Here is a 23,782-nt window from a genome sequence, read left to right on the forward strand (position 1 = left end):
TCCGGCAGATCAGGACGATCGGGAGGCATCAGTGGCGGCAGCGGAACACGGCTGGGCACGACGTCTGTCCGGGTACGCGTGGCGGTACCGGCGCAATGTGGTGCTCGCGCTCGGGTCCTCGCTCGCCGGTATGGCGGTGATGGCGCTCGTCCCACTGATCACCAAGGTGGTCATCGACGATGTCATCGACGGCGGTGACCGCTCCCTCTTCCTCTGGACCGGCCTGCTCGTACTCGCCGCGCTGGCGGTGTACGTCACGACGTTCGTCCGCCGCTACTACGGCGGGCGGCTCGCCCTCGACGTCCAGCACGACCTCCGTACCGAGATGTACGGCACGATCTCCCGCCTCGACGGACGGCGGCAGGACAAGCTGTCCACCGGACAGGTCATCGGGCGCGCCACCAGTGACCTCCAGCTCATCCAGGGCCTGCTCTTCATGCTGCCGATGACCATCGGCAACGTCCTGCTGTTCCTGATCTCGCTCGGGATCATGGCCTGGCTGTCGCCGCCGCTCACCCTGATAGCCCTGGCCGTCGCTCCCGCCGTCTGGTTCATCGCCCGCCGCAGCCGCACCAAGTTGCATCCGGCCACCTGGTACGCGCAGTCGCAGGCCGCCACGGTCGCCGGTGTCGTCGACGGCGCCGTCTCCGGCGTACGTGTCGTCAAGGGCTTCGGGCAGGAGGACCAGGAGACCGGAAAGCTCCGTGAGGCCGGCCGCAAGCTGTTCGCGGGGCGGCTGCGCACCATACGTCTCAATGCCCGCTATACGCCCGCGCTCCAGGCCGTACCGGCGCTCGGACAGGTCGCGATGCTCGCGCTCGGCGGCTGGCTGGCCACGCGAGGACAGATCACCCTCGGCACGTTCGTCGCCTTCTCCACCTATCTCGCCCAGCTCGTGGGACCGGTCAGGATGCTCGCGATGGTGCTGACCATCGGCCAGCAGGCGCGGGCCGGTGTGGAGCGCGTGCTGGAGCTGATCGACACCGAGCCGACCCTGCGCGACGGGACGAAGGAGCTGCCGGCGGACGCCGAGGCATCGGTCGAGTTCGACGACGTCTCCTTCTCCTACGACGACGGGCGGTCCGTCCTCGACGGCTTCTCCCTGGAGATACGGCCCGGCGAGACCGTCGCCGTCGTCGGATCGTCCGGCAGCGGCAAATCCACCGTCTCGCTGCTGCTGCCGCGCTTCTACGACGTGTCGCACGGCGCGGTCCTCGTCGGCGGCCACGACGTACGCGAGCTGACCCTCGGCTCGCTGCGGGCGGCCATCGGCCTCGTGCCGGAGGACAGCTTCCTCTTCTCCGACACCGTCCGCGCCAATGTCGCCTACGGAAAGCCGGACGCCACCGAGGAGGAGATCCTCCGGGCCACCCGCGCCGCGCAGGCCCACGGCTTCATCAGCGAGCTGCCGCTCGGCTACGACACCAAGGTGGGAGAGCAGGGCCTGACGCTCTCCGGCGGCCAGCGCCAGCGCATCGCGCTGGCCAGGGCGATTCTCACCGATCCCCGGCTGCTCCTTCTCGACGACGCCACCTCGGCCGTCGACGCGCGCGTGGAGCACGAGATCCATGAGGCGCTGCGCGGCGTGATGGCCGGTCGTACGACCCTGCTCATCGCGCACCGCCGCTCCACCCTCGGGCTGGCCGACCGGATCGCCGTACTGGACGGCGGACGGCTCGCCGACATCGGTACTCACGAGGAGCTCCAGCAGCGGTCGGCCCTCTACCGGCGGCTGCTGACCGATCCGGACGCGCTGGGCGCCGGCGTCTCGCCCGGCGCGGGCCCGGCCGCCGGAGCACCGGCCGAGGCCCTGGCCGAGACCCGGGGCACACCTCTGACCGAGTCCCTGGCGGAGTCGCTGGCCGAATCCCTGGAGGACGACCGCACTCTCCAGGAGGAGATCGACGCCGAGTTCGACGCCGAGCGCGGCATCACTCCCGCCCTGTGGGAACGCGACGAGGCGGCCACGGCCGAATCCGCCGCTCCCGGCGCGACACCCGAACTGCTCGCGCAGGTGGAGGCGCTCCCGCCGGCCACCGATGTCCCCGGGATCGACGAGGCGCGCGCCGTCGCCGCCGAGAAGTCGTACGGGCTGCGCCGGCTGCTGCGCGGCTTCGGCCTGCCGCTGCTCGTCAGCCTGCTGTTCGTCGCCGTCGACGCGGGCATGGGACTGCTGCTGCCGGTCCTCATCCGGCACGGTATCGACGAGGGTGTCGAACAGCTCGCGCTCGGCGCGGTGTGGGTGGCCGCCTCGCTGGGGCTGCTGGTGGTGCTCGTCCAGTGGCTGGCGCAGATCGGCGAGACCCGGAAGACGGGCCGCACCGGCGAACGTGTCCTCTACGCGCTGCGCCTGAAGATCTTCGCGCAGCTTCAGCGGCTCGGACTCGACTACTACGAGCGTGAGCTGACCGGCCGCATCATGACCCGGATGACCACGGACGTGGACGCGCTGTCCACCTTCCTCCAGACCGGTCTCGTCACCGCGTTCGTCTCCGTGGTCACGTTCTTCGGCATTCTGGCCGTGCTGCTGGTCATCGACATACAGCTCGCGCTGGTGGTCTTCGCGACCCTGCCGGTCCTCGTCGTCGGCACCTACTTCTTCCGCCGCAGGAGCGTGCGGGCGTACGAACTGGCCCGCGAGCGCATCAGCGTGGTCAACGCCGACCTTCAGGAGTCCGTGTCCGGGCTGCGGATCGTGCAGGCGTTCCGGCGCGAGAGGGACGGCGCCGAGCGCTTCGCCGCACGCAGCGACCACTACCGCTCGGCCCGGGTGCGCGGCCAGTGGCTGATCTCGGTCTACTTCCCCTTTGTCCAGCTTCTCTCGTCGGTCGCGGCGGCGGCCGTGCTGATCGTCGGCGCGGGACGGGTGGAGGCCGGGACGCTGACCACCGGCGCGCTGGTGGCGTATCTCCTCTACATCGATCTGTTCTTCGCTCCCGTGCAGCAGCTCTCGCAGGTCTTCGACGGCTATCAGCAGGCGACCGTCTCGCTCGGCCGGATCCAGGAGCTGCTGCGGGAGCCGACCTCGACGGCCGCTCCGGAGGAGCCGCTGGACGTGCTGTCCCTGCGCGGCGAGATCGCCTTCGAGGATGTGCGCTTCGCGTACGACGGAGAGGGCGAGGGCGCCGGAGAGGCCGCACTCACCGGCGTCGACCTGCGGATACCGGCGGGCCAGACCGTCGCCTTCGTCGGCGAGACCGGAGCCGGCAAGTCCACGCTGGTGAAGCTGGTCGCGCGGTTCTACGATCCGACCGGCGGCCGGGTCACCGCGGACGGCACCGATCTGCGCGAGCTGGACCTGACGGCCTATCGGCACCGGCTCGGAGTCGTGCCGCAGGAGGCGTATCTCTTCGCCGGTACCGTCCGGGACGCCATCGCGTACGGGCGGCCCGAGGCGAGCGACGCGGAGGTGGAGGCCGCGGCCCGCGCGGTCGGCGCGCACGAGATGATCGCCACGCTGGACGGCGGTTATCTGCACGAGGTCGCCGAGCGCGGCCGCAATCTCTCCGCGGGCCAGCGGCAGTTGATCGCGCTGGCGCGCGCCGAGCTGGTCGATCCGGACATCCTGCTGCTCGACGAGGCGACCGCCGCACTGGACCTGGCCAGCGAGGCCCTGGTCAACCAGGCCACCGACCGGCTGGCGGGACGCCGTACGACCCTGGTGGTCGCGCACCGGCTGACCACGGCGGCCCGCGCGGACCGGGTGGTCGTGATGGACCACGGCCGGGTCGTGGAGGACGGCACGCACGACGAACTGCTGGCGCTGGACGGCCGGTACACCCGGCTGTGGCGGAGTTTTATCGGCGAGGACAAGGAGGAGCGCGCCGCGGTGCTGTGACAGGTGTGGCGTGCGGGACGCGAGAGCGTGTCCGTACCGCAACCGTCCTGCCGTCCCACGCGTCGTACGCATGTACACCCGGGTGGACGTAGGGGGCGCGTGTGTTCGGAGAGGTTCGGGCCGGGGCTCAAGTCCGTACCGGCAGCGGCACGGGCATGAGCGCCGGGAGCGGCGCGAGCGGCGGAACCGGAAGACTGCTGTCGCACTGTCTGGCCGTGCTGATCGCCGCGGTCGCGCTGGTCCTGACCGGCCCCGGCGCTCCGGCGGCCGAGGCCGCGTCCGTCTGCTCCGGACGGCCTCGCGAGACGCTCAGCTTCGCCGCCGGTGAGCTGCGGATCTACAAGGCCCGCCACTATGTGTGCGCGCTGACCGTCGCCAAGGACCCCGGAGCGAGGCGTGCCATGTCCGTCCGTCTCCAGCCGCGCGGTGGCCATCCGGTCGGCGGCGGTGGAAGCTTCGCTCACCGGGCGGGTCCGGTCACGGTGCACGCCTTGAACCGTTGTGTACGGGCCACCGGTGCGATCTTGGGCGAACAGAGGTCGACCGGCTGGATCCTGTGCTGACGGTCCTGTGCCGGTGTGCCGGTGTTCCTGTGCTCACGGTCTGGTGCTGACAGGAGCCGGGGCTGGCGGTACGGGTGTTGCCCCGCTAGGTTCACGGCGTCTGTCATGAACACAGGGAGTGTGAATGCGCAAGGCGCTGAGATGGCTGTTGTCGCTCGTGCTGGTCATAGGCACGGTGGCCACGGCCGGTGCGGCCACCGCCGCCGACCGGAGTGCGGATCACCAGACCGCCACCGACATCAAGGACCGAATCCTCGCGATCCCGGGGATGAGCCTGATCCAGGAGAAGCCGTACGAGGGTTACCGCTACTTCGTCCTCAACTACACGCAGCCGGTCGACCACCGTCACCCCGCCAGGGGCACCTTCCAGCAGCGCGTCACGCTGCTGCACAAGGACACCAGCCGGCCGACGGTGTTCTTCACCGGCGGCTACAACGTCTCCACCAATCCGAGCCGCAGTGAGCCGACCCGGATCGTGGACGGCAACCAGGTCTCGATGGAATACCGCTTCTTCAATCCGTCCCGGCCGCAGCCCGCGGACTGGTCGAAGCTGGACATCTGGCAGGCGGCCAGCGACCAGCACCGGATCTTCGGCGCGCTGAAGAAGATCTACTCCAAGAAGTGGCTCTCGACGGGTGGTTCGAAGGGCGGCATGACCGCCACCTACTTCGAGCGTTTCTATCCGCGCGACATGGACGGTGTCGTCGCGTACGTGGCGCCCAACGACGTGGTGAACAAAGAGGACTCGGCGTACGACCGGTTCTTCGAGCGCGTCGGCACCAAGGAGTGCCGCGACAAGCTCAACGCGGTGCAGCGCGAGGCGCTGATCCGGCGCGAGCCGCTGGAGAAGACCTACCGGGAGTGGGCCGACGCCAATGGCGCGACCTTCGACACGGTCGGCACGCTGGACAAGGCGTACGAGGCCGTGGTCCTCGACTTCGTCTGGGCCTTCTGGCAGTACAGCCTGCTCGCGGACTGCGACAGCATCCCGGCGGCCACCGTCTCCGACCAGGAGATCTACGACACCATCGACGCGATCTCCGGCTTCTCCGCCTACACGGACCAGGGCCTGGAGACCTACACGCCGTACTACTACCAGGCGGGCACGGAGCTGGGCTCGCCCGACATCAAGCAGCCGCACCTGGGCAAGCTGAGCCGCTACGGCTACCAGCCGCCGCGCAACTTCGTACCGCGTGACATCCCCATGACGTTCGATCCGCGGGAGATGCCGGACGTCGACAACTGGGTCCAGCACCACGCGGAGCGGATGCTGTTCGTCTACGGGCAGAACGACCCGTGGGGTGCGGAGCCCTTCCGCCTCGGCCACGGCGCGCGCGACAGCTATGTGTATGTCGTACCGGGCGGCAACCACGGCTCCAATGTCGCGGGCCTCTCTCCGGAGCAGTCGGCGAAGGCCACGGCCCGGATCCTGGACTGGGCGGGCGTCGCTCCGGCGGCCGTACAGAAGGACGAGGCGAAGGCCAAGCCGCTGGCGGCGTTCGACGCCAGGCTCGACCAGCGGAAGCTGGAGCGGGAGCCGTCGCTGCGGCCGTAGCCTCCCGGCCACGGCCCGCCGGACAAGCTGTCCGGTAAGCCCTCGGGCCGGGTCCGCCTTCACTCATGGCGGACCCGGCCCGGGGGCTTTCGCGACGCGCCTGGGACGTGTCTGACACATAGCGCCGTCCGCCCGGAGGGCGGGGCCCGCGACGTCGGGTGCGTGCGATCCCAAGGCGGAGGATCATCCGTGTACTGGAGGTACTCGGATGACTCCGACAACGCGGTGAGCGTGCGTGCCAGGCGTCGCAGGCCAGGCGGGATGTGTCAGACAGGGCCTAATAGGTGAGGCCGTGGCCGATCGGGTACAGCACCTGAGCCGGATCGTCCGCGCGCTGCACCGGCACCGGCAGCCGGCCCCGCGGCCGGACCCGGCCCGCGATCACTCGTGCCGCCGCGCGCAGTTCGACATCCGTCCAGGAGTACGCGGCGAGGGACGCCCTGACACCGGGCAGCCGCGCGATGTCGTACGGATTGCGGATGGCGACCGTGACGACCGGCACTCCGCTCGCCAGCAGCGCGCCGACCAGCGTGAGCTGTGAGCTGGTGGCCGAGACGTTGTACGTGGCGACGACGACGGCGTCCTTGCCGCGCGCCGCCGCCACCGCCGCGTCGATCCCCGCCGCCGTCGGGGCCGTACCGGTGGACAGGGCCGTGGCGCTGAAGCCCAGCTCCGTCAGCGCGGTGGCGAGGACGCCGGTCGGCGGCCCGGTGGTCCCGGAGGGTGAGGCCGGATCGGCGCCGACGACCAGCAGATTCCGCTCCCGGCGATGGTTCAGTGGCAGCAGTCCGTCCTTGTTGACGAGCAGGGTCGTGGTCCGGTCGGCGATCCGGTCGGCGGCGGCGAGATGCGCCCGGGTGCCGACCGTACGGTCCACGTCCCGCCGGGTGACGTACGGATCGCGGAACAGGCCGAGGCGCTCCTTGAGCGCGAGGACGCGCAGGACGGACTGTTCGACGCGCCGCTCGCTGATCTCGCCGCTCCGCACCGCCGCCAGGACGGCGTTCCAGGCGACGCGGAGGTCCGGCGGATCGAGGAGCTGGTCCACGCCCGCCTTGAGCGCCAGCACGGGGACGCGGTCGTCGCCGTACTTCTGCCGTACACCCTCCATGGTGAGCGCGTCGGTGATCACGACGCCGTCGTAGCCGAGCCGCTCGCGCAGTACGCCGGTGACGATGGGATACGAGAGGGTCGCCGGGTCCTCACTCGGATCAAGGGCCGGGACGACGATATGGGCGGTCATGATCGAGGTGATACCGGCTTCGATCGCCGCCTTGAACGGAGGCGCGTCCAGCTCGGTCCACTGCTCGGTGGTGTGGTGGATGGTCGGCAGGGCGTAGTGGCTGTCGTCCTTGGTGTCGCCGTGGCCCGGGAAGTGTTTGGCGGCGGTGGCGATTCCGGCGCTCTGGTAGCCGCCGACCTGCGCGGCGACCAGGCCGGCGACGGCCACCGGATCGGCTCCGAAGGAGCGGACGCCGATGACGGGATTGGCGGGATTGACATTGACGTCGGCGTCGGGCGCGTAGTTCTGGTTGATGCCCATGGCGGCCAGTTCGGCGCCGGCGATCCGCGCGGCTTCGCGGACATCGGCGGGCGAGCGGGACGCGCCGAGCGCCATCGCGCCGGGCAGCAGCGTGGCGGGCTTGCCGACCCGGGCGACGATGCCGTGCTCCTGGTCGGTGGAGATCAGCAGCGGGACGGGAGTGTCCTGGGCCAGGCCCGCTCGCTGGATGCCGTTGGAAAGAGCGGCGATCTGGTGCGGGTCGCGGGTGTTGTGCGCCCAGGCGAAGTAGATGATGCCGCCGACATGGTAGGTGGCGATCAGCTCGGCGGCCGTGCGCACACCGATCTCGGCGAGGTTGGCGTCGATGTCGGCCTGGTCCGGCTCGGTGGCGGAGTGGCCGTACACCCGCATGACGAAGAGCTGGCCGACCTTCTCCTCCAGGCTCATACGGGAGATGAGCCGGCGGAGCCGGTCGCGGGGCGAGGAGGCGGCGGACGCGGGGACGGTGGCTGACGGGACGGCGGTGACAGCCGCCGCCGCTACGGCGGTTGCGGTGAGGAGAGCGCGCCTGGAGATGATCCGGTCGTGCACTGGTGCTCCTTCCGGCCGTGCGCTGTGGGGAGGTCGAAGGAAACGCGAGAGGTCAGAGAGACAGGTGGGCGAGGGGAGCGGAGCGGGTGAAGGAAACTTCCAAAGGCTCACGGATATCTGGAAAGTAACTGCCAGTCAAGAGGGTCTGCCGTGATGTCGGACCGCCGGAGCCCGGCCGCCGGCGTCCCGCGGAACGCGTGCCGGTAGGCGTGCGGGCTTGTCCCGACGAGGCGTTTGAAGCGGTCGCGGAAGGCGGTGGTGGAGCCGAATCCGACCCGCGCGGCGATCCGGTCGACCGGGTGCGCCGTCGTCTCCAGCAGATACTGCGCCTGGCGGATCCTGACCCGGTGCAGCCACTGGAGAGGCGTGGTGCCGGTCTGTTCGCGGAACCGGCGGTTGAGAGTACGGGTGCTCATGCCCGCCCGGTCGGCGATGTCATCGAGCGTCAGATCCCGCTCCGCGTTCTCCTCCAGCCAGCGCAGCAGCGGCTCCAGCAGCGAACCGCGTGGCGCGGGCGGCTGCTGGTGGACGATGACTGGGCCTGGCCGCCGTCCCGTTCGAGAGGCATCACGGACAGCCGGGCCGCGTCGGCGGCCACCGCCGAGCCATGGTCGCGCCGGATCATATGCAGACAGAGATCGAGTCCGGCGGCGGCGCCCGCGGACGTCAGAAACTGTCCGTTGTCCACATAGAGCACATCGGGATCCACCTCGACGGCCGGATACAGCTCGGCCAGTTGAGGAGCGGCGACCCAGTGTGTGGTGGCCCGCAGCCCGTCCAGCAGTCCCGTGGCGGCGAAGACGAAGGCACCGGCGCAGATCGAGGCGATACGGGCGCCGTCGGCGGCGGCCCGGCGCAGCGCGTCGAGGACCTCGTCCGGGACCGGAGCGGTGGGGTCCGCCAGGCCGGGCAGCACGATCGTGTCGGCCTCGGCGAGGGCCTCCAGGCCCCACGGCGCCCGCAGGACAAACGCTCCGGCGTCGACCTCCCCGTTCGCCGCGCAGATCCGGACCCGATAGGGCGTGCGGCCGTCGGGGAGCCGGGTGCGGGAGAAGACCTCGATCGGGGTGGCGAGATCGAAGGCGATGACTCCGTCGAGCGCGAGGACGGCGAGGGTGTGCATGGCGCCAAGCTAATGCCTCTTCCGGCACCGGCGAGCGGCGGTGTGCGTGGCGACAAGCCGGACGACCTCGGACCGCTGCCAAGGCGCCGGAGTGCGTGTCCGGCCGGCCGAAGACAGGTTGTCGCAGCTCAGAGGTGATGCACGACGGTTGGCGAGAATCCGTTGAGAGCTGGCAATCCAGCCACTACTGAGGACCCGGCGCGCTCGCTAGCGTCAGCCTCGGCGCTCCTTCCGGGCGTCCTCGACCCGTATGCAGGAGAAGGACTGGTGCCGCGTGCCCGCGCAGATCGTGTTGTCCGACGGCTTCGGCCCGACCGGAACCGGCCGGCCGCCGACGGCTCCGCTTCCGACGGCTCCGCTTCCGACGGGCGGCCGCTGAGATGACGAAGTTCCTCCTCGCCGTCCATGTCCTCGCGGCGGTCATCGCGATCGGTCCGGTGACGGTGGCGGCCAGCATGTTCCCGGCGGCGGTCCGCCGCGCCGGATCAGGCGCCGACGCCGCCGAGGCCCGGGCGAGCATCGGGACGCTGCACCGTATCTGCCAGGTCTACGCCGTGGTCGGCGTGGCCGTTCCCGTCTTCGGCCTCGCCACGGCGAACGAGATGGGGGTCCTGGGCGACACCTGGCTGATCGTCTCGATGGTGCTGACGGCAGGTGCCGCGGTGATCCTGGCGGCGCTGATCCTGCCGCGCCAGAGCGCGTTGCTGGAGGTCGCGGGTGCGGCGGCGGAGCCGGTGCCGGCCAAGGCGACGGCCCGGCTCGCCATGTACACGGGCCTCTTCAACATCCTGTGGGCCACGGTCACCGTCCTGATGATCGTAAGACCCGGTTCGACCACCGGCGCGTGACGACGGGCTCGCGACAGCGGCGCGACCGGTGAGGCAGGCGCCTGACGCGCGCGCTCCTCACCGGTTCCGCGCGGTCAGTCCCTCCAGATAGCCACGCCCGGCCTCCAGCAGTCCCGGCAGTTCGTCGGCCGCCGGATACCAGCGCTTCTCGTACTCCCAGCACACCCAGATGTCGTCGTCGAGCAGCGCCAGACACTCGCCCAGCGGCAGTACTCCCGCTCCCAGGGCCAGCGGCGTCGTGTCGTCCGCCGAGGCGATGTCCTTCACCTGGACATAGCCGAGGTGCGGAGCGAGTACCGCATGACTCGTGACCGGGTCCTCGCCGCCCAGCCAGGTGTGCATCACGTCCCACACCGCGCCCACCCGCGGATGGCCCACCGGCCCCAGCACCCGGGCCGCGTCCGTGCCCGTGCGGTGCGAGTCATGGGTCTCCAGCAGGATCCGCACGCCGAAGTCCGACGCGAGCTCCGCCGCGGCGCCCAGCCGCCGCGCCGCCGTCGCGTCGGCGTCCGCCCGCTCCTGGTCGCCGCCGCCGGGAAAGACGCGGATGTACGGCGCGCCCAGATCCCTGGCCAGCCAGAGGAGTCCGTCCAGTTCCTGGCGCAGCTCCTCCTCGTCGGCGTCCGCGTCCGCCACTCGCGCGTATCCGGCGACCGCCAGGATCTCGATACCGGCGCGCTTGAAGTCGTCGACCACCGAGGCCCGTTCGGCCACGCCGATACCGGGATGGACGGGTTCCTCCGGATGAGCGCGCAGCTCCACTCCCTGGAAGCCGGTCGCGGAGGCGAGCGTGACGACCTCGGAGACGGGCATGCCCGGCACTCCGAGGGTGGAGAAGGCGAACTTCACGTTGCTGTTCCTTCCTGAGGGAGAGCAGCCGGTCCTGGCCGGCCGGGCGCTCCGCCGAGAGTCCATGACACCAGTTCCCGCTACCCCGCCGCACACACGAAATCCGCGTCCGCGCCGAGCGGGCGCTCCGGCCGCGCGATCAGCCGGGATCTGCCGACCGGCTCAGGCGGCCCGCGGCGGCGCCGTCGAGGCCCGCGCCATCAGCTCCGCCGCGATCGTGGCGATGCCGCCCGGTGGCGGCGTCTCGGTGCCCATCGCCAGCCGGCCGGCCCGCGCGCCCGCCTCGTACAGCGGCAGCCGTACGGTCGTCAGCGCGGGCACCGCGTCCACCGAGAACGGCAGATCGTCGAAGCCGGCCACCGAGATGTCCTGCGGTATGCGCAGGCCATGGTCGCGCACCGCCGCGCACGCGCCGAGCGCCACCGTGTCATTGGCGGCGACGACGGCCGTCAGATCCGGAGCGCGGCGCAGCAGCTCCAGCGTCGCCTCGTAACCGGAGCGCCGGGTGTACGGACCGTGCACGGTCAGCCGTTCCTGTCCCTCGGCCGCCTCCGCCGCCTCCAGCGCGGCCCGGTGTCCCTCAAGCCGGTGCCGGGTCGTCGTCCGCTCCAGCGGACCCGCGACATAGCCGATCCTGCGGTGGCCGAGCGCGAGCAGATGCTCCGTCAGCCGCCGTCCGCCGCCGCGGTTGTCGAAGGCCAGCGCCGCCACGATCGCCTCGCTGCCCGGCAGCGGAGGACGTCCGCACAGCACCACGCGCGTCCCCGCGTCCGCGAGCTTCGCCAGCTTGCCGGCCATCGCGGCGATATGGTCCGGGTCTTCGAGCGCTCCGCCGGTCAGGACGACCGCCGCCGCCCGCTGGCGCTGGAGCAGAGTGAGATAGGTCAGTTCGCGCTCGGGCGAGCCGCCCGTGTTGCAGACGACGGCGAGCTTCTCGCCGCCCGCCCGGCCGGTGCCTTCCTGTCCGCCGATCTCGGTCTGCGCCGCTCCGGCCATGATCCCGAAGAACGGGTCCGCGATGTCGTTGACCAGGATGCCGACCAGGTCGGAGGTGGCGGCGGCGAGCGAGCTGGCCGTCCCGTTCAGTACGTAGTCCAGCTCGTCCACCGCCCGCAGCACCCGCTCCCTGGTGGCCGCGGCGACCGGATAGTTGCCGTTCAGCACACGGGAGACGGTGGCGGGCGACACCCGGGCGCGGGCCGCCACATCCGCCAGGGTGACTGTCATCGGTTTCCTCCGAGGAGTACGAGGTTTCTGCGCGGGCGGTCCGCGACGGAGGCCGGGGACCGGCTCTTGTCCGGGCCGCCGTCGCAGGCTAGCTTCATACCCCATAGAAAGCGCTTGCTAGGTCCGTATGGAGGGAACTTCGTGACACGCAGGACAGTGCGGATCGCCATGAACGGCGTCACGGGGCGGATGGGATACCGGCAGCATCTGCTGCGCTCCGTCCTCGCGATCCGCGAGCAGGGCGGGCTGGATCTCGGCGGCGGTGAGGTGCTCTGGCCCGAGCCCGTCCTCGTCGGCCGCCGCGAGCCCGCGCTCCGGGGGATCGCCGAGCGGCACGGCCTCACCGAGTGGTCCACCGACCTGGACGCCGTCCTGGCGGACGGCACCGTCGACATCTATTTCGACGCCCAGGTCACCTCCGCCCGCGTCGAAGCCGTCCGGAAGGCCATCGCCGCCGGGAAACACGTCTACACGGAGAAGCCGACCTCGACCGACCTCGCCGGCGCCCTCGATCTCGCGCGCCTCGCCGACAGCGCCGGGATCAGACACGGCGTCGTCCAGGACAAGATCTTCCTGCCGGGTCTGCTCAAGCTGAAGCGCCTCGTCGAAGGCGGCTTCTTCGGCGAGATCCTCTCCGTCCGGGGAGAGTTCGGATACTGGGTCTTCGAGGGCGACTGGCAGGAGCCGCAGCGCCCGTCCTGGAACTACCGCGCCGAGGACGGCGGCGGCATCACGGTCGACATGTTCCCGCACTGGGAGTACGTCCTGCACGAGCTGTTCGGGCGGGTCACCAGCGTCCAGGCGCACATCACCACGCATGTCCCGCGGCGCTGGGACGAGCACGGCAAGCCGTACGCGGCCACCGCGGACGACGCCGCGTACGGCATCTTCGAACTGGACGGCGGGGCCGTCGCCCAGATCAACTCCTCCTGGACGGTGCGGGTCAACCGCGACGAACTCGTCGAATTCCAGGTCGACGGCACCCATGGATCGGCCGTCGCCGGACTGCGCCGCTGCCGGGTCCAGCATCGCGGCGCCACTCCCAGGCCGGTCTGGAATCCGGACCTGCCGGTGACCGAGCCGTTCCGCGAGCAGTGGCAGGAGGTACCGGACAACGCCGAGTTCGACAATGGCTTCAAGGCGCAGTGGGAGCTGTTCCTGCGCCATGTCGCGCTCGGCGAGCCGTACCACTGGGATCTGCTCGCGGGCGCGCGCGGTGTGCAGCTCGCCGAACTGGGCCTGCGGGCCTCGGCGGAGGGCCGCCGCCTCGACGTACCGGAGCTGACGCTGTGACGCTCCGGCTTCCTTCCTCCGGCGGCGGAACACACCCGTACACGCCGCGCCCGGCGCCCGCCCGCCGCGACCCGGGCGGGCCGCCTCCGGCCTCCCGTACGGTGTTCGCCGCGGCCCATGTGGTGGCCGATCCGGCCGCCGACACCGGGCCGGACGGGCCCGCCGCCGTCGACTGGGACGCCACTCTCGCCTTCCGGCGCCACCTCTGGTCGCACGGCCTCGGTGTCGCCGAGGCCATGGACACCGCGCAGCGCGGCATGGGCCTGGACTGGACGGCCGCGGCCGAGCTGATCCGCCGCTCGGCCGCCGAGGCCAGGGCGGTCGGCGGCCGGATCGTCTGCGGCGCCGGCACCGACCAGCTTCCGCCGGGCGCACACTCCCTGGCCGAGGTCCGCGCGGCGTACGAGGAGCAGCTCGCGTTTGTCGAGGAGACCGGCTCGGGAGCGGTCCTGATGGCCTCCCGCGCTCTCGCCGCCGCCGCGACGACTCCTGACGACTATCTCGGCGTCTACTCCGAGCTGCTGCGACAGGCCGCCGAACCGGTCGTACTGCACTGGCTCGGCCCGATGTTCGATCCCGCGCTGGACGGCTACTGGGGCAGCACGGACCTCGACGCGGCCACCGAGACCTTTCTCCAGGTCCTCTCCGCGTATCCGGACAAGATCGACGGGATCAAGGTCTCGCTGCTGGACGCCCGGCGCGAGGTCGAGCTGCGCCGCCGGCTGCCGGACGGTGTGCGCTGCTACACGGGTGACGACTTCAACTATCCGGAGCTGATCGCCGGCGACGAACAGGGCTTCAGCCACGCGCTCCTCGGCGTCTTCGATCCGCTGGGGCCGCTGGCGGCGCGCGCCGTACGCGTCCTGGACACCGGTGATGTGAAGGGCTTCCGCGAGCTGCTCGACCCGACCGTCGAGCTGTCCCGCCATCTCTTCCGCGCGCCCACCCGCTTCTACAAGACGGGCGTGGTGTTCCTCGCCTGGCTGTCCGGCCACCAGGACCACTTCACGATGGTCGGCGGCCTTCAGTCGGCGCGCTCGCTGCCGCATCTCGCGCGGGCGTACGAACTGGCCGACGGACTCGGCCTGTTTCCCGACCCGGCGCTGGCCGAGGCCCGGATGGCGTCCCTGCTCACGGTCCACGGAGTCGGCCGATGACGGATCTGAGCCGCTTCAGCGTCAATCAGATGACGGTCCGTCAACTCACGCTGCCGGAACTGACCGAGGCGTGCGTACGGCTCGGAGTGCCCGGTGTGGGCCTGTGGCGCGAACCCGTCCAGGAGTACGGAGTCGAGGCGGCGGCCCGGCTCGTACGCGACGCCGGACTCGCGGTCACCACGCTCTGCCGCGGCGGCTTTCTCACCGCCACCGACCCGCACCGGCGGGCCGCCGCGCTGGCCGACAACCGTCTCGCGATCGACGAGGCGGTGGCACTGGGCACGGACACCCTGGTCCTGGTGTCCGGCGGACTGCCGACCGGCAGCCGGGATCTGGCCGCCGCTCGCGAACGCGTCGCGGACGCGCTGGCCGAACTCGCGCCGTACGCGGGCGAGCGCGGCGTCCGGCTGGCGATCGAGCCGCTGCATCCGATGTACGCGGCCGACCGCTGCGTCGTCTCCACTCTCGACCAGGCACTCGACCTGGCGGAGCGCTTTCCCGCCGAGCGGGTCGGCGTGGTCGTCGACACCTATCACGTCTGGTGGGACGACCGCGCGCCCGCCGCCGTCGCGCGAGCGGCCGGCCGGATCTTCGCCTTCCAGCTCGCCGACTGGACGACGCCGCTCCCGGCCGGTGTGCTCAACGGCCGCGGCCTGCCCGGCGACGGCGCGATCGACCTGCGTGCCTGGCGGGAGCGCGTGGACGCGGCGGGCTACGCGGGGCCGGTCGAGGTGGAGTTGTTCAATGACGAGCTGTGGACGAGGGACGGCGTTGAACTGCTCGCGGAGGTGGCGGAACGGTACGCGAGGCACGCGCTGTAGACACCGGCGAGCGGCCCGAGCGCGACCGGCCGGGACGCCGGAAACAACTCGGCGAAGCCGTGCAACCCTTCCGTGGTGACGCGAGTCGTATAGGTCATCAGGGCTTTCGGGTGGGGATCCGGGGGGATGGGAAGGTCCTGCCAGAGGGGGGAGCGCGTGGGGCCCGGTCCGAGGACCGGGCCCCTGGGCCGCTCTCGGCACGCGATGTCCGGCCCGTCCAGAAGCCCGCCGCACGGAGAGGTCCTCGACGGACCCGTGGCCGCATGCCGTCCACCGGCGGCGGCGATGTCGGAGCCCGGCGGTAGCGTCGGATCATGTCCAATCCCGCAGTGCTCGAAGGTGTCCTTGAGCGGATCACGTACGCCAATGAGGAGAACGGCTACACGGTCGCCCGGGTCGACACCGGCGGCGGCGGCGATCTCCTCACCGTGGTGGGCTCGCTGCTCGGCGCGCAGCCGGGCGAGTCGCTGCGCATGGAGGGACGCTGGGCCTCGCACCCGCAGTACGGCAAGCAGTTCACGGTGGAGAACTACACCACGGTCCTGCCGGCCACGATCCAGGGCATCCGCCGCTATCTCGGCTCCGGTCTGATCAAGGGCATCGGTCCCAGAATCGCGGACCGCATCGTCGAACACTTCGGCCTCGACACTCTCGACATCATCGAGCGGGAGCCCGCCAGACTCGTCGAGGTCCCGGGTCTCGGTCCCAAGCGCACCAAGCTGATCGCCGCCGCCTGGGAGGAGCAGAAGGCGATCAAGGAGGTCATGATCTTCCTCCAGGGCGTCGGTGTCTCCACCTCCATCGCCGTCCGTATCTACAAGAAGTACGGAGACGCCTCGATCTCGGTCGTCAAGAACGAGCCGTACCGGCTGGCCGCCGATGTCTGGGGCATCGGCTTTCTCACCGCCGACCGGATCGCCCAGGCCGTCGGCATCCCGCACGACAGTCCGGAGCGGGTCAAGGCCGGCCTCCAGTACGCCTTGTCGCAATCCACCGACCAGGGACATTGCTTCCTGCCGGAGGAGCAGCTCATCGCGGACGCCGTGAAGCTGCTCCAGGTCGACACGGGGCTGGTCATCGAGTGCCTCTCCGAACTGGCCACGGAGGACGAAGGAGTCGTACGGGAAAAGGTGCCGGGTCCGGACGGCGGCGAACTGGTCACCGCTGTCTATCTGGTTCCTTTCCATCGCGCCGAGCTGTCGCTCTCCGCCCAGGTGCTGCGGCTGCTGCGCACCGGCGAGGACCGGATGCCCGCCTTCCGGGACGTGGCCTGGGACAAGGCGCTGAGCTGGCTGGCCGGCCGTACGGGCGCCGAGCTGGCGCCGGAGCAGCAGCAGGCGGTACGGCTCGCGCTCACCGAGAAGGTGGCCGTGCTGACCGGCGGCCCCGGCTGTGGAAAGTCCTTCACGGTCCGCTCGATCGTCGAGCTGGCCCGGGCCAAGAAGGCCAAGGTGGTGCTGGCCGCTCCGACCGGCCGGGCGGCCAAGCGGCTCGCCGAGCTGACCGGCGCCGAGGCGTCCACCGTGCACCGGCTGCTGGAGCTCAGGCCGGGCGGTGACGCGGCATACGACCGGGACCGGCCGCTGGACGCGGATCTGGTGGTGGTCGACGAGGCGTCGATGCTGGATCTGCTGCTGGCGAACAAGCTGGTCAAGGCGGTCGCGCCGGGCGCCCATCTGCTGCTGGTCGGAGATGTGGACCAGCTTCCCTCGGTCGGCGCGGGAGAGGTGCTGCGTGATCTTCTCGCCGAGGGCGGTCCGGTGCCGCGCGTGCGGCTCACGCGTATTTTCCGGCAGGCCCAGCAGTCGGGCGTGGTCACCAACGCGCACCGCATCAACTCCGGAGTGCAGCCCATCACCCAGGGCCTCAGCGACTTCTTCCTCTTCGTCGAGGAGGAGACGGAGGACGCCGGACGGCTCACGGTCGATGTCGCGGCCCGTCGGATTCCCGCCAGATTCGGTCTCGATCCTCGCCGGGACGTACAGGTCCTCGCGCCCATGCATCGCGGCCCGGCCGGCGCGGGCGCGCTGAACAGCCTGCTCCAGCAGGCCATCACACCGGCCAGGCCGGAGCTTCCGGAGAAACGCCTCGGCGGCAGGGTCTTCCGCGTCGGGGACAAGGTCACCCAGATCCGCAACAACTACGAGAAGGGAGAGAACGGCGTCTTCAACGGCACGGTCGGAGTGGTGACCTCGCTCAACCTGGAGGACCAGCGGCTGACGGTGCTGACGGACGAGGACGAGGAGGTGCCGTACGACTTCGACGAACTGGACGAGCTGGCGCACGCGTACGCCGTGACGATCCACCGCTCCCAGGGCAGCGAGTATCCGGCCGTGGTCATTCCGGTCACCACCGGCGCCTGGATGATGCTCCAGCGGAATCTGCTGTACACGGCGGTCACGCGCGCCAAGAAACTGGTGGTGCTGGTCGGCTCCCGAAGGGCCATAGGACAGGCGGTGCGCACTGTTTCCGCGGGCCGGAGATTCACCGCGGTGGACCACCGGCTGGCGGGTGGAGGCTGAGTGTGAATCGTCACCGGGGACTTTCGGAACCGGGGCGAAGGGGGCAGGATGAGCAGGTTGGCGGCACTGAGTGCCGCCGATAGGTCTAATGGCCGACCCCGAGTGCACTCTCCTGAGCCAAATGGGGGATGGTAGAGACAGTCAGGGCACCTCGAAGAAGAGGCACTACGTCGGTGAGGGATGACGTGAGCGAGAAACGCGACAACGCGGTAGTACTGCGGTACGGCGACGGCGAGTACACCTACCCGGTGATCGACAGCACCGTCGGCGATATGGGCTTCGACATCGGGAAGCTCCGTTCCCAGACCGGTCTGGTAACCCTGGACAGCGGCTACGGCAATACCGCCGCGTACAAGTCCGCGATCACCTACCTCGACGGCGAGCAGGGCATCCTGCGCTACCGCGGCTATCCGATCGAGCAGCTTGCCGAGCGGTCCAGCTTTGTCGAGGTGGCGTACCTGCTGATCAACGGCGAGCTGCCGACGGTCGACGAGCTCGCCTCGTTCAAGAACGAGATCACTCAGCACACGCTGCTGCACGAGGACGTCAAGCGGTTCTACGACGGCTTCCCGCGCGACGCCCACCCGATGGCGATGCTGTCCTCCGTGGTCAGCGCGCTGTCGACGTTCTACCAGGACAGCCACAACCCGTTCGACGAGCAGCAGCGTCACCTCTCCACGATCCGGCTGCTCGCCAAGCTGCCGACGATCGCGGCGTACGCCTACAAGAAGTCGATCGGCCACCCCTTCGTCTACCCGCGCAACGACCTCGGGTACGTCGAGAACTTCCTGCGGATGACCTTCTCGGTCCCGGCGCAGGAGTACGAGCCGGACCCGGTCGTGGTCTCCGCGCTCGACAAGCTGCTGATCCTGCACGCGGACCACGAGCAGAACTGCTCGACCTCCACCGTGCGGCTGGTCGGTTCCTCGCAGGCCAACATGTTCGCCTCGATCTCCGCCGGCATCAGCGCGCTGTGGGGCCCGCTGCACGGCGGCGCCAACCAGTCGGTGCTGGAGATGCTGGAAGGCATCCAGGCCTCCGGCGGCGATGTCGACACCTTCATCCGCAAGGTGAAGAACAAGGAAGACGGCGTGAAGCTCATGGGCTTCGGGCACCGCGTCTACAAGAACTTCGACCCGCGGGCGAAGATCATCAAGGCGGCGGCGCACGACGTCCTCTCGGCGCTCGGCAAGTCCGACGAGCTGCTCGACATCGCGCTGAAGCTCGAAGAGCACGCGCTGGCCGACGACTACTTCGTCGAGCGCAAGCTCTACCCGAACGTGGACTTCTACACCGGTCTGATCTACCGGGCCATGGGCTTCCCGACGGAGATGTTCACCGTGCTGTTCGCGCTCGGCCGGCTTCCCGGCTGGATCGCCCAGTGGCACGAGATGATCAAGGAGCCCGGCTCCCGCATCGGCCGTCCGCGCCAGATCTACACCGGCGAGGTCCTGCGCGACTTCGTCCCGGTCGAGTCCCGCTGACTCTCGCGCACTCCGCCGTACAGAGCGAAAAGCGCCCCGCCGCCGATCCCCCCACGGGTCGACGAACGGGGCGCTTTCCGTATCCCCGGAGCGGATTCCCCCCACGGGATCCGGCCGGGCGCCTGGGCGGGCATCTGCCGTAACCAGCAGAAGCTTCTCGCGTGCGGTCTGACCGGGGTACGTACGGGAGGGCCGCTCAAAGCTCCCCGGTGCACGCGCCCCGGCCAATCGCTTGCCTGGGATGTCCCCCAAGACATCCCATGAACGTCCCCCAAGACGTTCTCTGGCATCGTCCTCTTAGACACGCGAGCTGCCCGGATGGTTACCCCTAAATCTATGTGATCTAGATCTCTTTGTGAAGGTCCTGTGGCTCATGTGAAGGAGCACTGACGCAAAGAATTGGTAACCATGGCGACGGGCCGGTTCTCCGGTCCCGAAGGGCCAGGTCGCAGGGGCTCTTTCGAGCCTCTGTCCGACTCTTTCAGGCCTGTCCGGTCAGCTCGTAACCGGCCTCGTCGACGGCGGCGCGTACGGCCTCCTCGTCCAGCGGCGCCTGGGACATGACGGTCACCTGTCCTGTGGCGGCGACGGCCTGTACGGAGGTGACGCCCGCGATCCCGGAGATCTCACCGGCCACGGCGCCCTCGCAGTGTCCGCATGTCATGCCGGTGACCTGGTAGACGGCGGTGACCTCGGTGGACTCGGTCGACTGGGCCTGGGTCTGGGTGGTCATGGCGTTCTCCTCTTCGAGTGCTTCGGCGTGGGAATCCACGGTGTGCCAGGGGGTCGCGGAGATGGCGCGGCTCCCACCACCTGGAAACTGTACCCCTAGGGGGTATGGCGTGATGCCATGGGTCTCGCCTCAGTGGCCATGGGTCTCGCCTCAGTGCGGCGGGCTCCCGGTGGCGGCGGTCCCGGCGTCGCACACGGCGTCTCCGGCGAACGGGGCGAGATACCGGAAGAGGACGGCCTTCAGCTCGGCGATGTACGCGGCCTGCTCGGCGCCCTCCCGGGCGAGGATCAGCGTCAGGCCCGCCTTGTACACGGCGAAGGCCGTGCTCGCGATCCTGGTGAGATCGGCCTCCGAGGCGGCGGGGAGGTAGCTGCCGAGGATTCCCTCGACCCGGGTGAGCATGGAGGAGTGCAGCGCCTCGTGCTCCTGGGCGACCTGGCCGGGGACCTCGGGGCCGTGCATCAGGACGGCGAAGGCCGGATTCTCGCAGTTGAACCGGATCAGCGGATCGAGGACGGCGTCCAGCAGCCGGTCCAGCGGCAGATCGAGATGGGCGGGCAGGAACGCCTGGCCGTAGGTCTCGCGCCAGCGCCGCAGGAGCTGGTCGCCCAGCTCGACGGCGATGGCCTCCTTGTTCGGGAAGAACTGATACAGCGTGCCGGGGGAGACGCCGGCCTCCCGGGCGATGGAGTTGGTGCTCGCCGCGGTGTAGCCGGTGGTGCAGAAGACGCGGGCCGCGGCGTCGAGAAGCTGACTGATGCGGCGCTCGCCGCGGGCCTGACGGCGGCGCGGCTTTCCTTTTCCGGCGGCCGTCTCCGGAGCGGCGTCGTCCGGGGGCGCGGGCGGAGCTGTGGCCGTCTGGGCTGTGACTGTCCGGGTCGTGGCCGTCTGGGCTGTGACTGTCCGGGCTGTGACTGTCCGGGCCGTGACCGTCTCAGGGGCCGCGTCGTCCGGGACGCCGCCCGTCGCGACCTCATCGCTGTCGCTCTTCGCCTCCGGCATGTCAATCCCCGGCTTTCTGGCTCGGTTGACAAACGCGAGTGGTCGCTCGCATTCTTGGCTAATGCGAGTGATGACTCGTGTTTGCCAGTCTATGGCAATGGCTGACCCGTGCCACGGGTCACGGTGAAGGGGACACCGCACCATGTCCGAAGTCAACACTGACCGGCGCCAGGGAGGCTGGACGCGGTTCGTCACCGCGCGTCCGAGGCTCTCGCTGCTGGTGGCGCTGGTGATCACGGCGCTGGCGGTGGTCGCCGGGAGCGGGGTCGGGGACCGTATGGGCAGCGGCGGCTGGCAGGACCCGGACGCCGAGTCGACGTATGCGACCAAGGCGCTGGAGCGGGAGTTCCCGGCCTCCCAGCCGAATCTGCTGCTGCTCGTCGACAGCGGGCGGCGGAGCGTGGACGATCCCGCCGTGGCCGCCGAGGCCAAGCGCCTCACCGGCCGGCTCGCGGCCGAGCGGGGGATCACCGGGGTCGGGTCCTACTGGCAGACGGGATCGGCCGCGCTGCGCGCCGAGGACGGCCATCAGGCGCTGATCGCCGCGAGGATCGAGGGAGACGAGAAGACCGCCGCGGCGGTCCTGGACCGGATAGCGCCCGAATTCCGGGGAGCGCGCGGGCCGTTGCGGGTCTCGGTCGGCGGACCTGTCGCCGTGCAGCACGAGATGCAGAGCATCATCCAGGAGGATCTGGTGCGAGCCGAGCTGATCGCGCTGCCGGTGACGCTGGTGCTGCTGGTGATGGTGTTCGGAAGCGCGGTCGCCGCGCTGTTGCCGCTGGGTCTCGGGATCGTGGCGATCCTCGGGACCGACGCGGTGCTGCGCGGGATCACCGAGCTCACCGATGTCTCGGTCTTCGCACAGAACCTCACCACGGCGCTCGGGCTCGGACTCGCCGTGGACTACGCCCTGTTCATCGTGCGCAGATTCCGCGAGGAGCTGGCTGGAGGGGCCGAGGTGCGGGAGGCGGTCGGGATCACGCTGCGGACCGCCGGCCGGACGGTGCTGTTCTCCGCGCTGACCGTGGCGGTGTCGCTGGCCGCCATGCTTGTCTTCCCGCAGTATTTCCTGCGCTCCTTCGCCTACGCGGGCATCGCGGTGGTGCTGCTGGCCGCGGCTGCCGCGCTGATCCTGCTGCCGGCCGCGCTGATGCTGCTGGGCCACCGGGTCAATGCCCTGGATCTCAGGCGGCTGTGGCGGTCCTCGCGGCGGGCCCGGCGGAAGGCCGGAGCGACCGAGGGAGCGGTGGCCGGCGCCGCCGGAGAGTCCTCGGCGGAGGGCGCCGGCTGGGGCCGGGCGGCGGCGCTGGTGATGCGCCGGGCCCCGGTCTTCGCGTTCGCCACGACGGCGGGGCTGGTGCTGCTCGGACTTCCGTTCCTGGGAGTCAAGTTCGGCACGGCGGACTATCACCAGCTCCCGTCGAGCGCCGAATCCCGGGTGGTGCAGCAGGAGATACGGGACGGCTTCCCAGGAGGCCCCAGCGGCGGTCTTCAGGTGTTCACGGAAGGCACCGTCTCAGCGGCGGAGTACGCCGACTACCGCGGCCGGATCGCCGATCTCCCGGGGGTGATGAGGGTCGACGGTCCTGTCAGCTCCGGCACCTCCGGCGAGGACGCGTACTTCACCGTGCTGCCTCGGGGCGAGGCGGTGGGGGAGGACGCGCAGCGGCTGGTCCGGGAGATTCGCGAAGTCCGCGCGGAATCCGCCGAGTTCAGTGCCTCGGTGACCGGGCCCGCCGCCGTGCTGGTCGACTCCAAGGACGCGATAGCCGACCGGCTGCCCTGGGCGGCGGGCATCATCGTGGTGGTGACACTGCTGCTGGTGTTTCTGCTCACCGGCAGCGTGCTGATACCGATCCAGGCGGTCGTGCTCAACGCCCTGAGTCTCACCGCGATGTTCGGAGCGGTGGTCTGGGTCTTCCAGGACGGCAATCTCTCCGGACTGCTCGGCTTCACTTCCACGGGCGACATCGAGACGACCCTGCCGGTCCTGATGTTCTGCGTGGCCTTCGGGCTCTCCATGGACTACGGCGTCTTTCTGCTCTCCCGGATCAAGGAGGAGTACGACCGCGGTGGTGACCATGAGCGGGCGGTGGCCTTCGGGTTGCGGCGTACCGGAGGTCTGATCACCGCGGCCGCGGTGATCCTCGCCGTGGTCATGGTGGGCATCGGCACCTCGCGGGTGACCAACACCAAGATGCTGGGCCTCGGTATCGCGCTCGCCGTTCTGATGGACGCGATGGTGGTGCGCGGTCTGCTGGTTCCCGCGGTGATGAAGCTGACGGGAAGGGCGACATGGTGGGCGCCGGGTCCGCTGCGACGCTTCCATGACCGGTTCGGTCTGAGCGAAGGCGAGCCGGAGCCGGTCACCGATGCCACCGGTGCCACCGGGAACGGCGCGGCACCGGCCGCGCGGGAGCGGTCCGGCGTCTCCGGCTTCTCCGGCGTCAAGGAGACCGAGACGACCGAGACGGCCGAGGCCGGAGAGGTCGCGGGAGGGGACAGGGCGGGCGTCTGAGCGCGCCCGGAGCGGATGGTCCGGCATGCCGTGCCGGCCGCCGGCCGCCACGCGGAGGAGCCGGGCAGAGGAGCAGGGTGGAGGCCCCGTACATGATCGGCTCGATCGGTACGGGGCCTCGCGCCCGGTCCCACGGTCAACTCCCGGTCATCGC

15 protein-coding genes and 1 pseudogene are annotated in these 23,782 nt (G+C 70.3%); 10 read left to right on the plus strand and 6 right to left on the minus strand.

Annotated elements, in window-relative coordinates; genetic code table 11:
- The first annotated feature begins 31 nt into the window (after window positions 1-31).
- The 3 genes from PV679_RS01060 (at window position 32) to PV679_RS01070 (ending at window position 5,956) form a co-directional block, all read left to right on the plus strand.
- Window positions 32-3,838: an ABC transporter ATP-binding protein gene (locus tag PV679_RS01060; protein WP_319678246.1), complete on the plus strand. Its 3,807-nt coding sequence runs from the start codon at window positions 32-34 to the stop codon at window positions 3,836-3,838.
- 155 nt (window positions 3,839-3,993) lie between these two features.
- Entirely contained in the window at window positions 3,994-4,401 is a 408-nt protein-coding gene (locus tag PV679_RS01065) for a hypothetical protein (RefSeq protein ID WP_319678505.1), read from the plus strand.
- A gap of 124 nt (window positions 4,402-4,525) precedes the next feature.
- Complete coding sequence (locus PV679_RS01070) at window positions 4,526-5,956, plus strand: S28 family serine protease (protein ID WP_319678247.1); 1,431 nt, start codon at window positions 4,526-4,528, stop codon at window positions 5,954-5,956.
- 277 nt (window positions 5,957-6,233) lie between these two features.
- Here PV679_RS01070 and PV679_RS01075 read toward each other — a convergent pair whose 3' ends face one another.
- Together PV679_RS01075 and PV679_RS01080 are read right to left on the minus strand one after the other, a co-directional pair.
- Entirely contained in the window at window positions 6,234-8,051 is a 1,818-nt protein-coding gene (locus tag PV679_RS01075) for a glycoside hydrolase family 3 protein (RefSeq protein ID WP_319678248.1), read from the minus strand.
- A 107-nt stretch (window positions 8,052-8,158) separates the two neighbouring features.
- A pseudogene (locus tag PV679_RS01080) lies at window positions 8,159-9,174 on the minus strand (GlxA family transcriptional regulator).
- 380 nt (window positions 9,175-9,554) lie between these two features.
- On the opposite strand from PV679_RS01080, the gene PV679_RS01085 reads away from it, so the two are divergent.
- Window positions 9,555-10,022 (plus strand): DUF2269 family protein, encoded by a 468-nt coding sequence (locus PV679_RS01085; RefSeq protein WP_319678249.1) that lies wholly within the window; start codon window positions 9,555-9,557, stop codon window positions 10,020-10,022.
- 57 nt (window positions 10,023-10,079) lie between these two features.
- Here the strand turns inward: PV679_RS01085 and PV679_RS01090 are convergent, their stop codons facing one another.
- Both PV679_RS01090 and PV679_RS01095 read right to left on the minus strand, forming a co-directional pair.
- The gene (locus PV679_RS01090; protein ID WP_319678250.1) at window positions 10,080-10,871 is read right to left on the minus strand and encodes a sugar phosphate isomerase/epimerase family protein; all 792 of its coding nucleotides are present in this window, start codon (window positions 10,869-10,871) and stop codon (window positions 10,080-10,082) included.
- A gap of 162 nt (window positions 10,872-11,033) precedes the next feature.
- Window positions 11,034-12,098 carry a LacI family DNA-binding transcriptional regulator gene (locus tag PV679_RS01095; RefSeq protein ID WP_319678251.1) on the minus strand — a complete coding sequence of 355 codons (1,065 nt, stop codon included), beginning with the start codon at window positions 12,096-12,098 and terminating at the stop codon, window positions 11,034-11,036.
- A gap of 141 nt (window positions 12,099-12,239) precedes the next feature.
- Between PV679_RS01095 and PV679_RS01100 the strand changes: the two genes are divergently transcribed.
- From PV679_RS01100 to PV679_RS01120, 5 genes are all read left to right on the plus strand, one after another.
- Window positions 12,240-13,391 (plus strand): Gfo/Idh/MocA family oxidoreductase, encoded by a 1,152-nt coding sequence (locus PV679_RS01100; protein ID WP_319678252.1) that lies wholly within the window; start codon window positions 12,240-12,242, stop codon window positions 13,389-13,391.
- Window positions 13,388-14,548, plus strand: a complete 1,161-nt coding sequence (locus PV679_RS01105; protein WP_319678253.1) for a dihydrodipicolinate synthase family protein — start codon at window positions 13,388-13,390, stop codon at window positions 14,546-14,548. The genes PV679_RS01100 and PV679_RS01105 overlap by 4 nt, the downstream gene beginning before the upstream one ends.
- A complete protein-coding gene (locus PV679_RS01110) occupies window positions 14,545-15,369 on the plus strand; it encodes a sugar phosphate isomerase/epimerase family protein (protein ID WP_319678254.1) in 825 nt (274 codons plus the stop codon). The genes PV679_RS01105 and PV679_RS01110 overlap by 4 nt, the downstream gene beginning before the upstream one ends.
- 314 nt (window positions 15,370-15,683) lie before the next feature.
- A complete protein-coding gene (locus PV679_RS01115) occupies window positions 15,684-17,891 on the plus strand; it encodes an ATP-dependent RecD-like DNA helicase (protein WP_319678255.1) in 2,208 nt (735 codons plus the stop codon).
- A 185-nt stretch (window positions 17,892-18,076) separates the two neighbouring features.
- Complete coding sequence (locus tag PV679_RS01120; protein WP_319678256.1) at window positions 18,077-19,375, plus strand: citrate synthase; 1,299 nt, start codon at window positions 18,077-18,079, stop codon at window positions 19,373-19,375.
- 481 nt (window positions 19,376-19,856) lie between these two features.
- On the opposite strand, the gene PV679_RS01125 is transcribed toward PV679_RS01120, so the two are convergent.
- Complete coding sequence (locus PV679_RS01125) at window positions 19,857-20,108, minus strand: heavy metal-associated domain-containing protein (RefSeq protein ID WP_319678257.1); 252 nt, start codon at window positions 20,106-20,108, stop codon at window positions 19,857-19,859.
- A gap of 150 nt (window positions 20,109-20,258) precedes the next feature.
- The gene (locus PV679_RS01130; protein ID WP_319678258.1) at window positions 20,259-21,110 is read right to left on the minus strand and encodes a TetR/AcrR family transcriptional regulator; all 852 of its coding nucleotides are present in this window, start codon (window positions 21,108-21,110) and stop codon (window positions 20,259-20,261) included.
- A gap of 142 nt (window positions 21,111-21,252) precedes the next feature.
- On the opposite strand from PV679_RS01130, the gene PV679_RS01135 reads away from it, so the two are divergent.
- Window positions 21,253-23,628: an MMPL family transporter gene (locus tag PV679_RS01135; RefSeq protein WP_319678259.1), complete on the plus strand. Its 2,376-nt coding sequence runs from the start codon at window positions 21,253-21,255 to the stop codon at window positions 23,626-23,628.
- The last annotated feature ends 154 nt before the right edge of the window (window positions 23,629-23,782 follow it).

It is taken from the genome of Streptomyces sp. AK02-01A (assembly GCF_033795305.1).
In the GTDB taxonomy this organism is placed as follows: domain Bacteria; phylum Actinomycetota; class Actinomycetes; order Streptomycetales; family Streptomycetaceae; genus Streptomyces.

What these genes read in the sequence shown, in the direction of transcription:
- PV679_RS01065 (WP_319678505.1), top strand. Translation starts at nt 3,994, where the DNA reads ATGAGCGCCGGGAGCGGCGCGAGCGGCGGAACCGGAAGACTGCTGTCG.
- PV679_RS01070 (WP_319678247.1), top strand. Translation starts at nt 4,526, where the DNA reads ATGCGCAAGGCGCTGAGATGGCTGTTGTCGCTCGTGCTGGTCATAGGC.
- PV679_RS01085 (WP_319678249.1), top strand. Translation starts at nt 9,555, where the DNA reads ATGACGAAGTTCCTCCTCGCCGTCCATGTCCTCGCGGCGGTCATCGCG.
- PV679_RS01095 (WP_319678251.1), bottom strand. Translation starts at nt 12,098, where the DNA reads ATGACAGTCACCCTGGCGGATGTGGCGGCCCGCGCCCGGGTGTCGCCC.
- PV679_RS01110 (WP_319678254.1), top strand. Translation starts at nt 14,545, where the DNA reads ATGACGGATCTGAGCCGCTTCAGCGTCAATCAGATGACGGTCCGTCAA.
- PV679_RS01115 (WP_319678255.1), top strand. Translation starts at nt 15,684, where the DNA reads ATGTCCAATCCCGCAGTGCTCGAAGGTGTCCTTGAGCGGATCACGTAC.
- PV679_RS01125 (WP_319678257.1), bottom strand. Translation starts at nt 20,108, where the DNA reads ATGACCACCCAGACCCAGGCCCAGTCGACCGAGTCCACCGAGGTCACC.
- PV679_RS01130 (WP_319678258.1), bottom strand. Translation starts at nt 21,110, where the DNA reads ATGCCGGAGGCGAAGAGCGACAGCGATGAGGTCGCGACGGGCGGCGTC.
- PV679_RS01135 (WP_319678259.1), top strand. Translation starts at nt 21,253, where the DNA reads ATGTCCGAAGTCAACACTGACCGGCGCCAGGGAGGCTGGACGCGGTTC.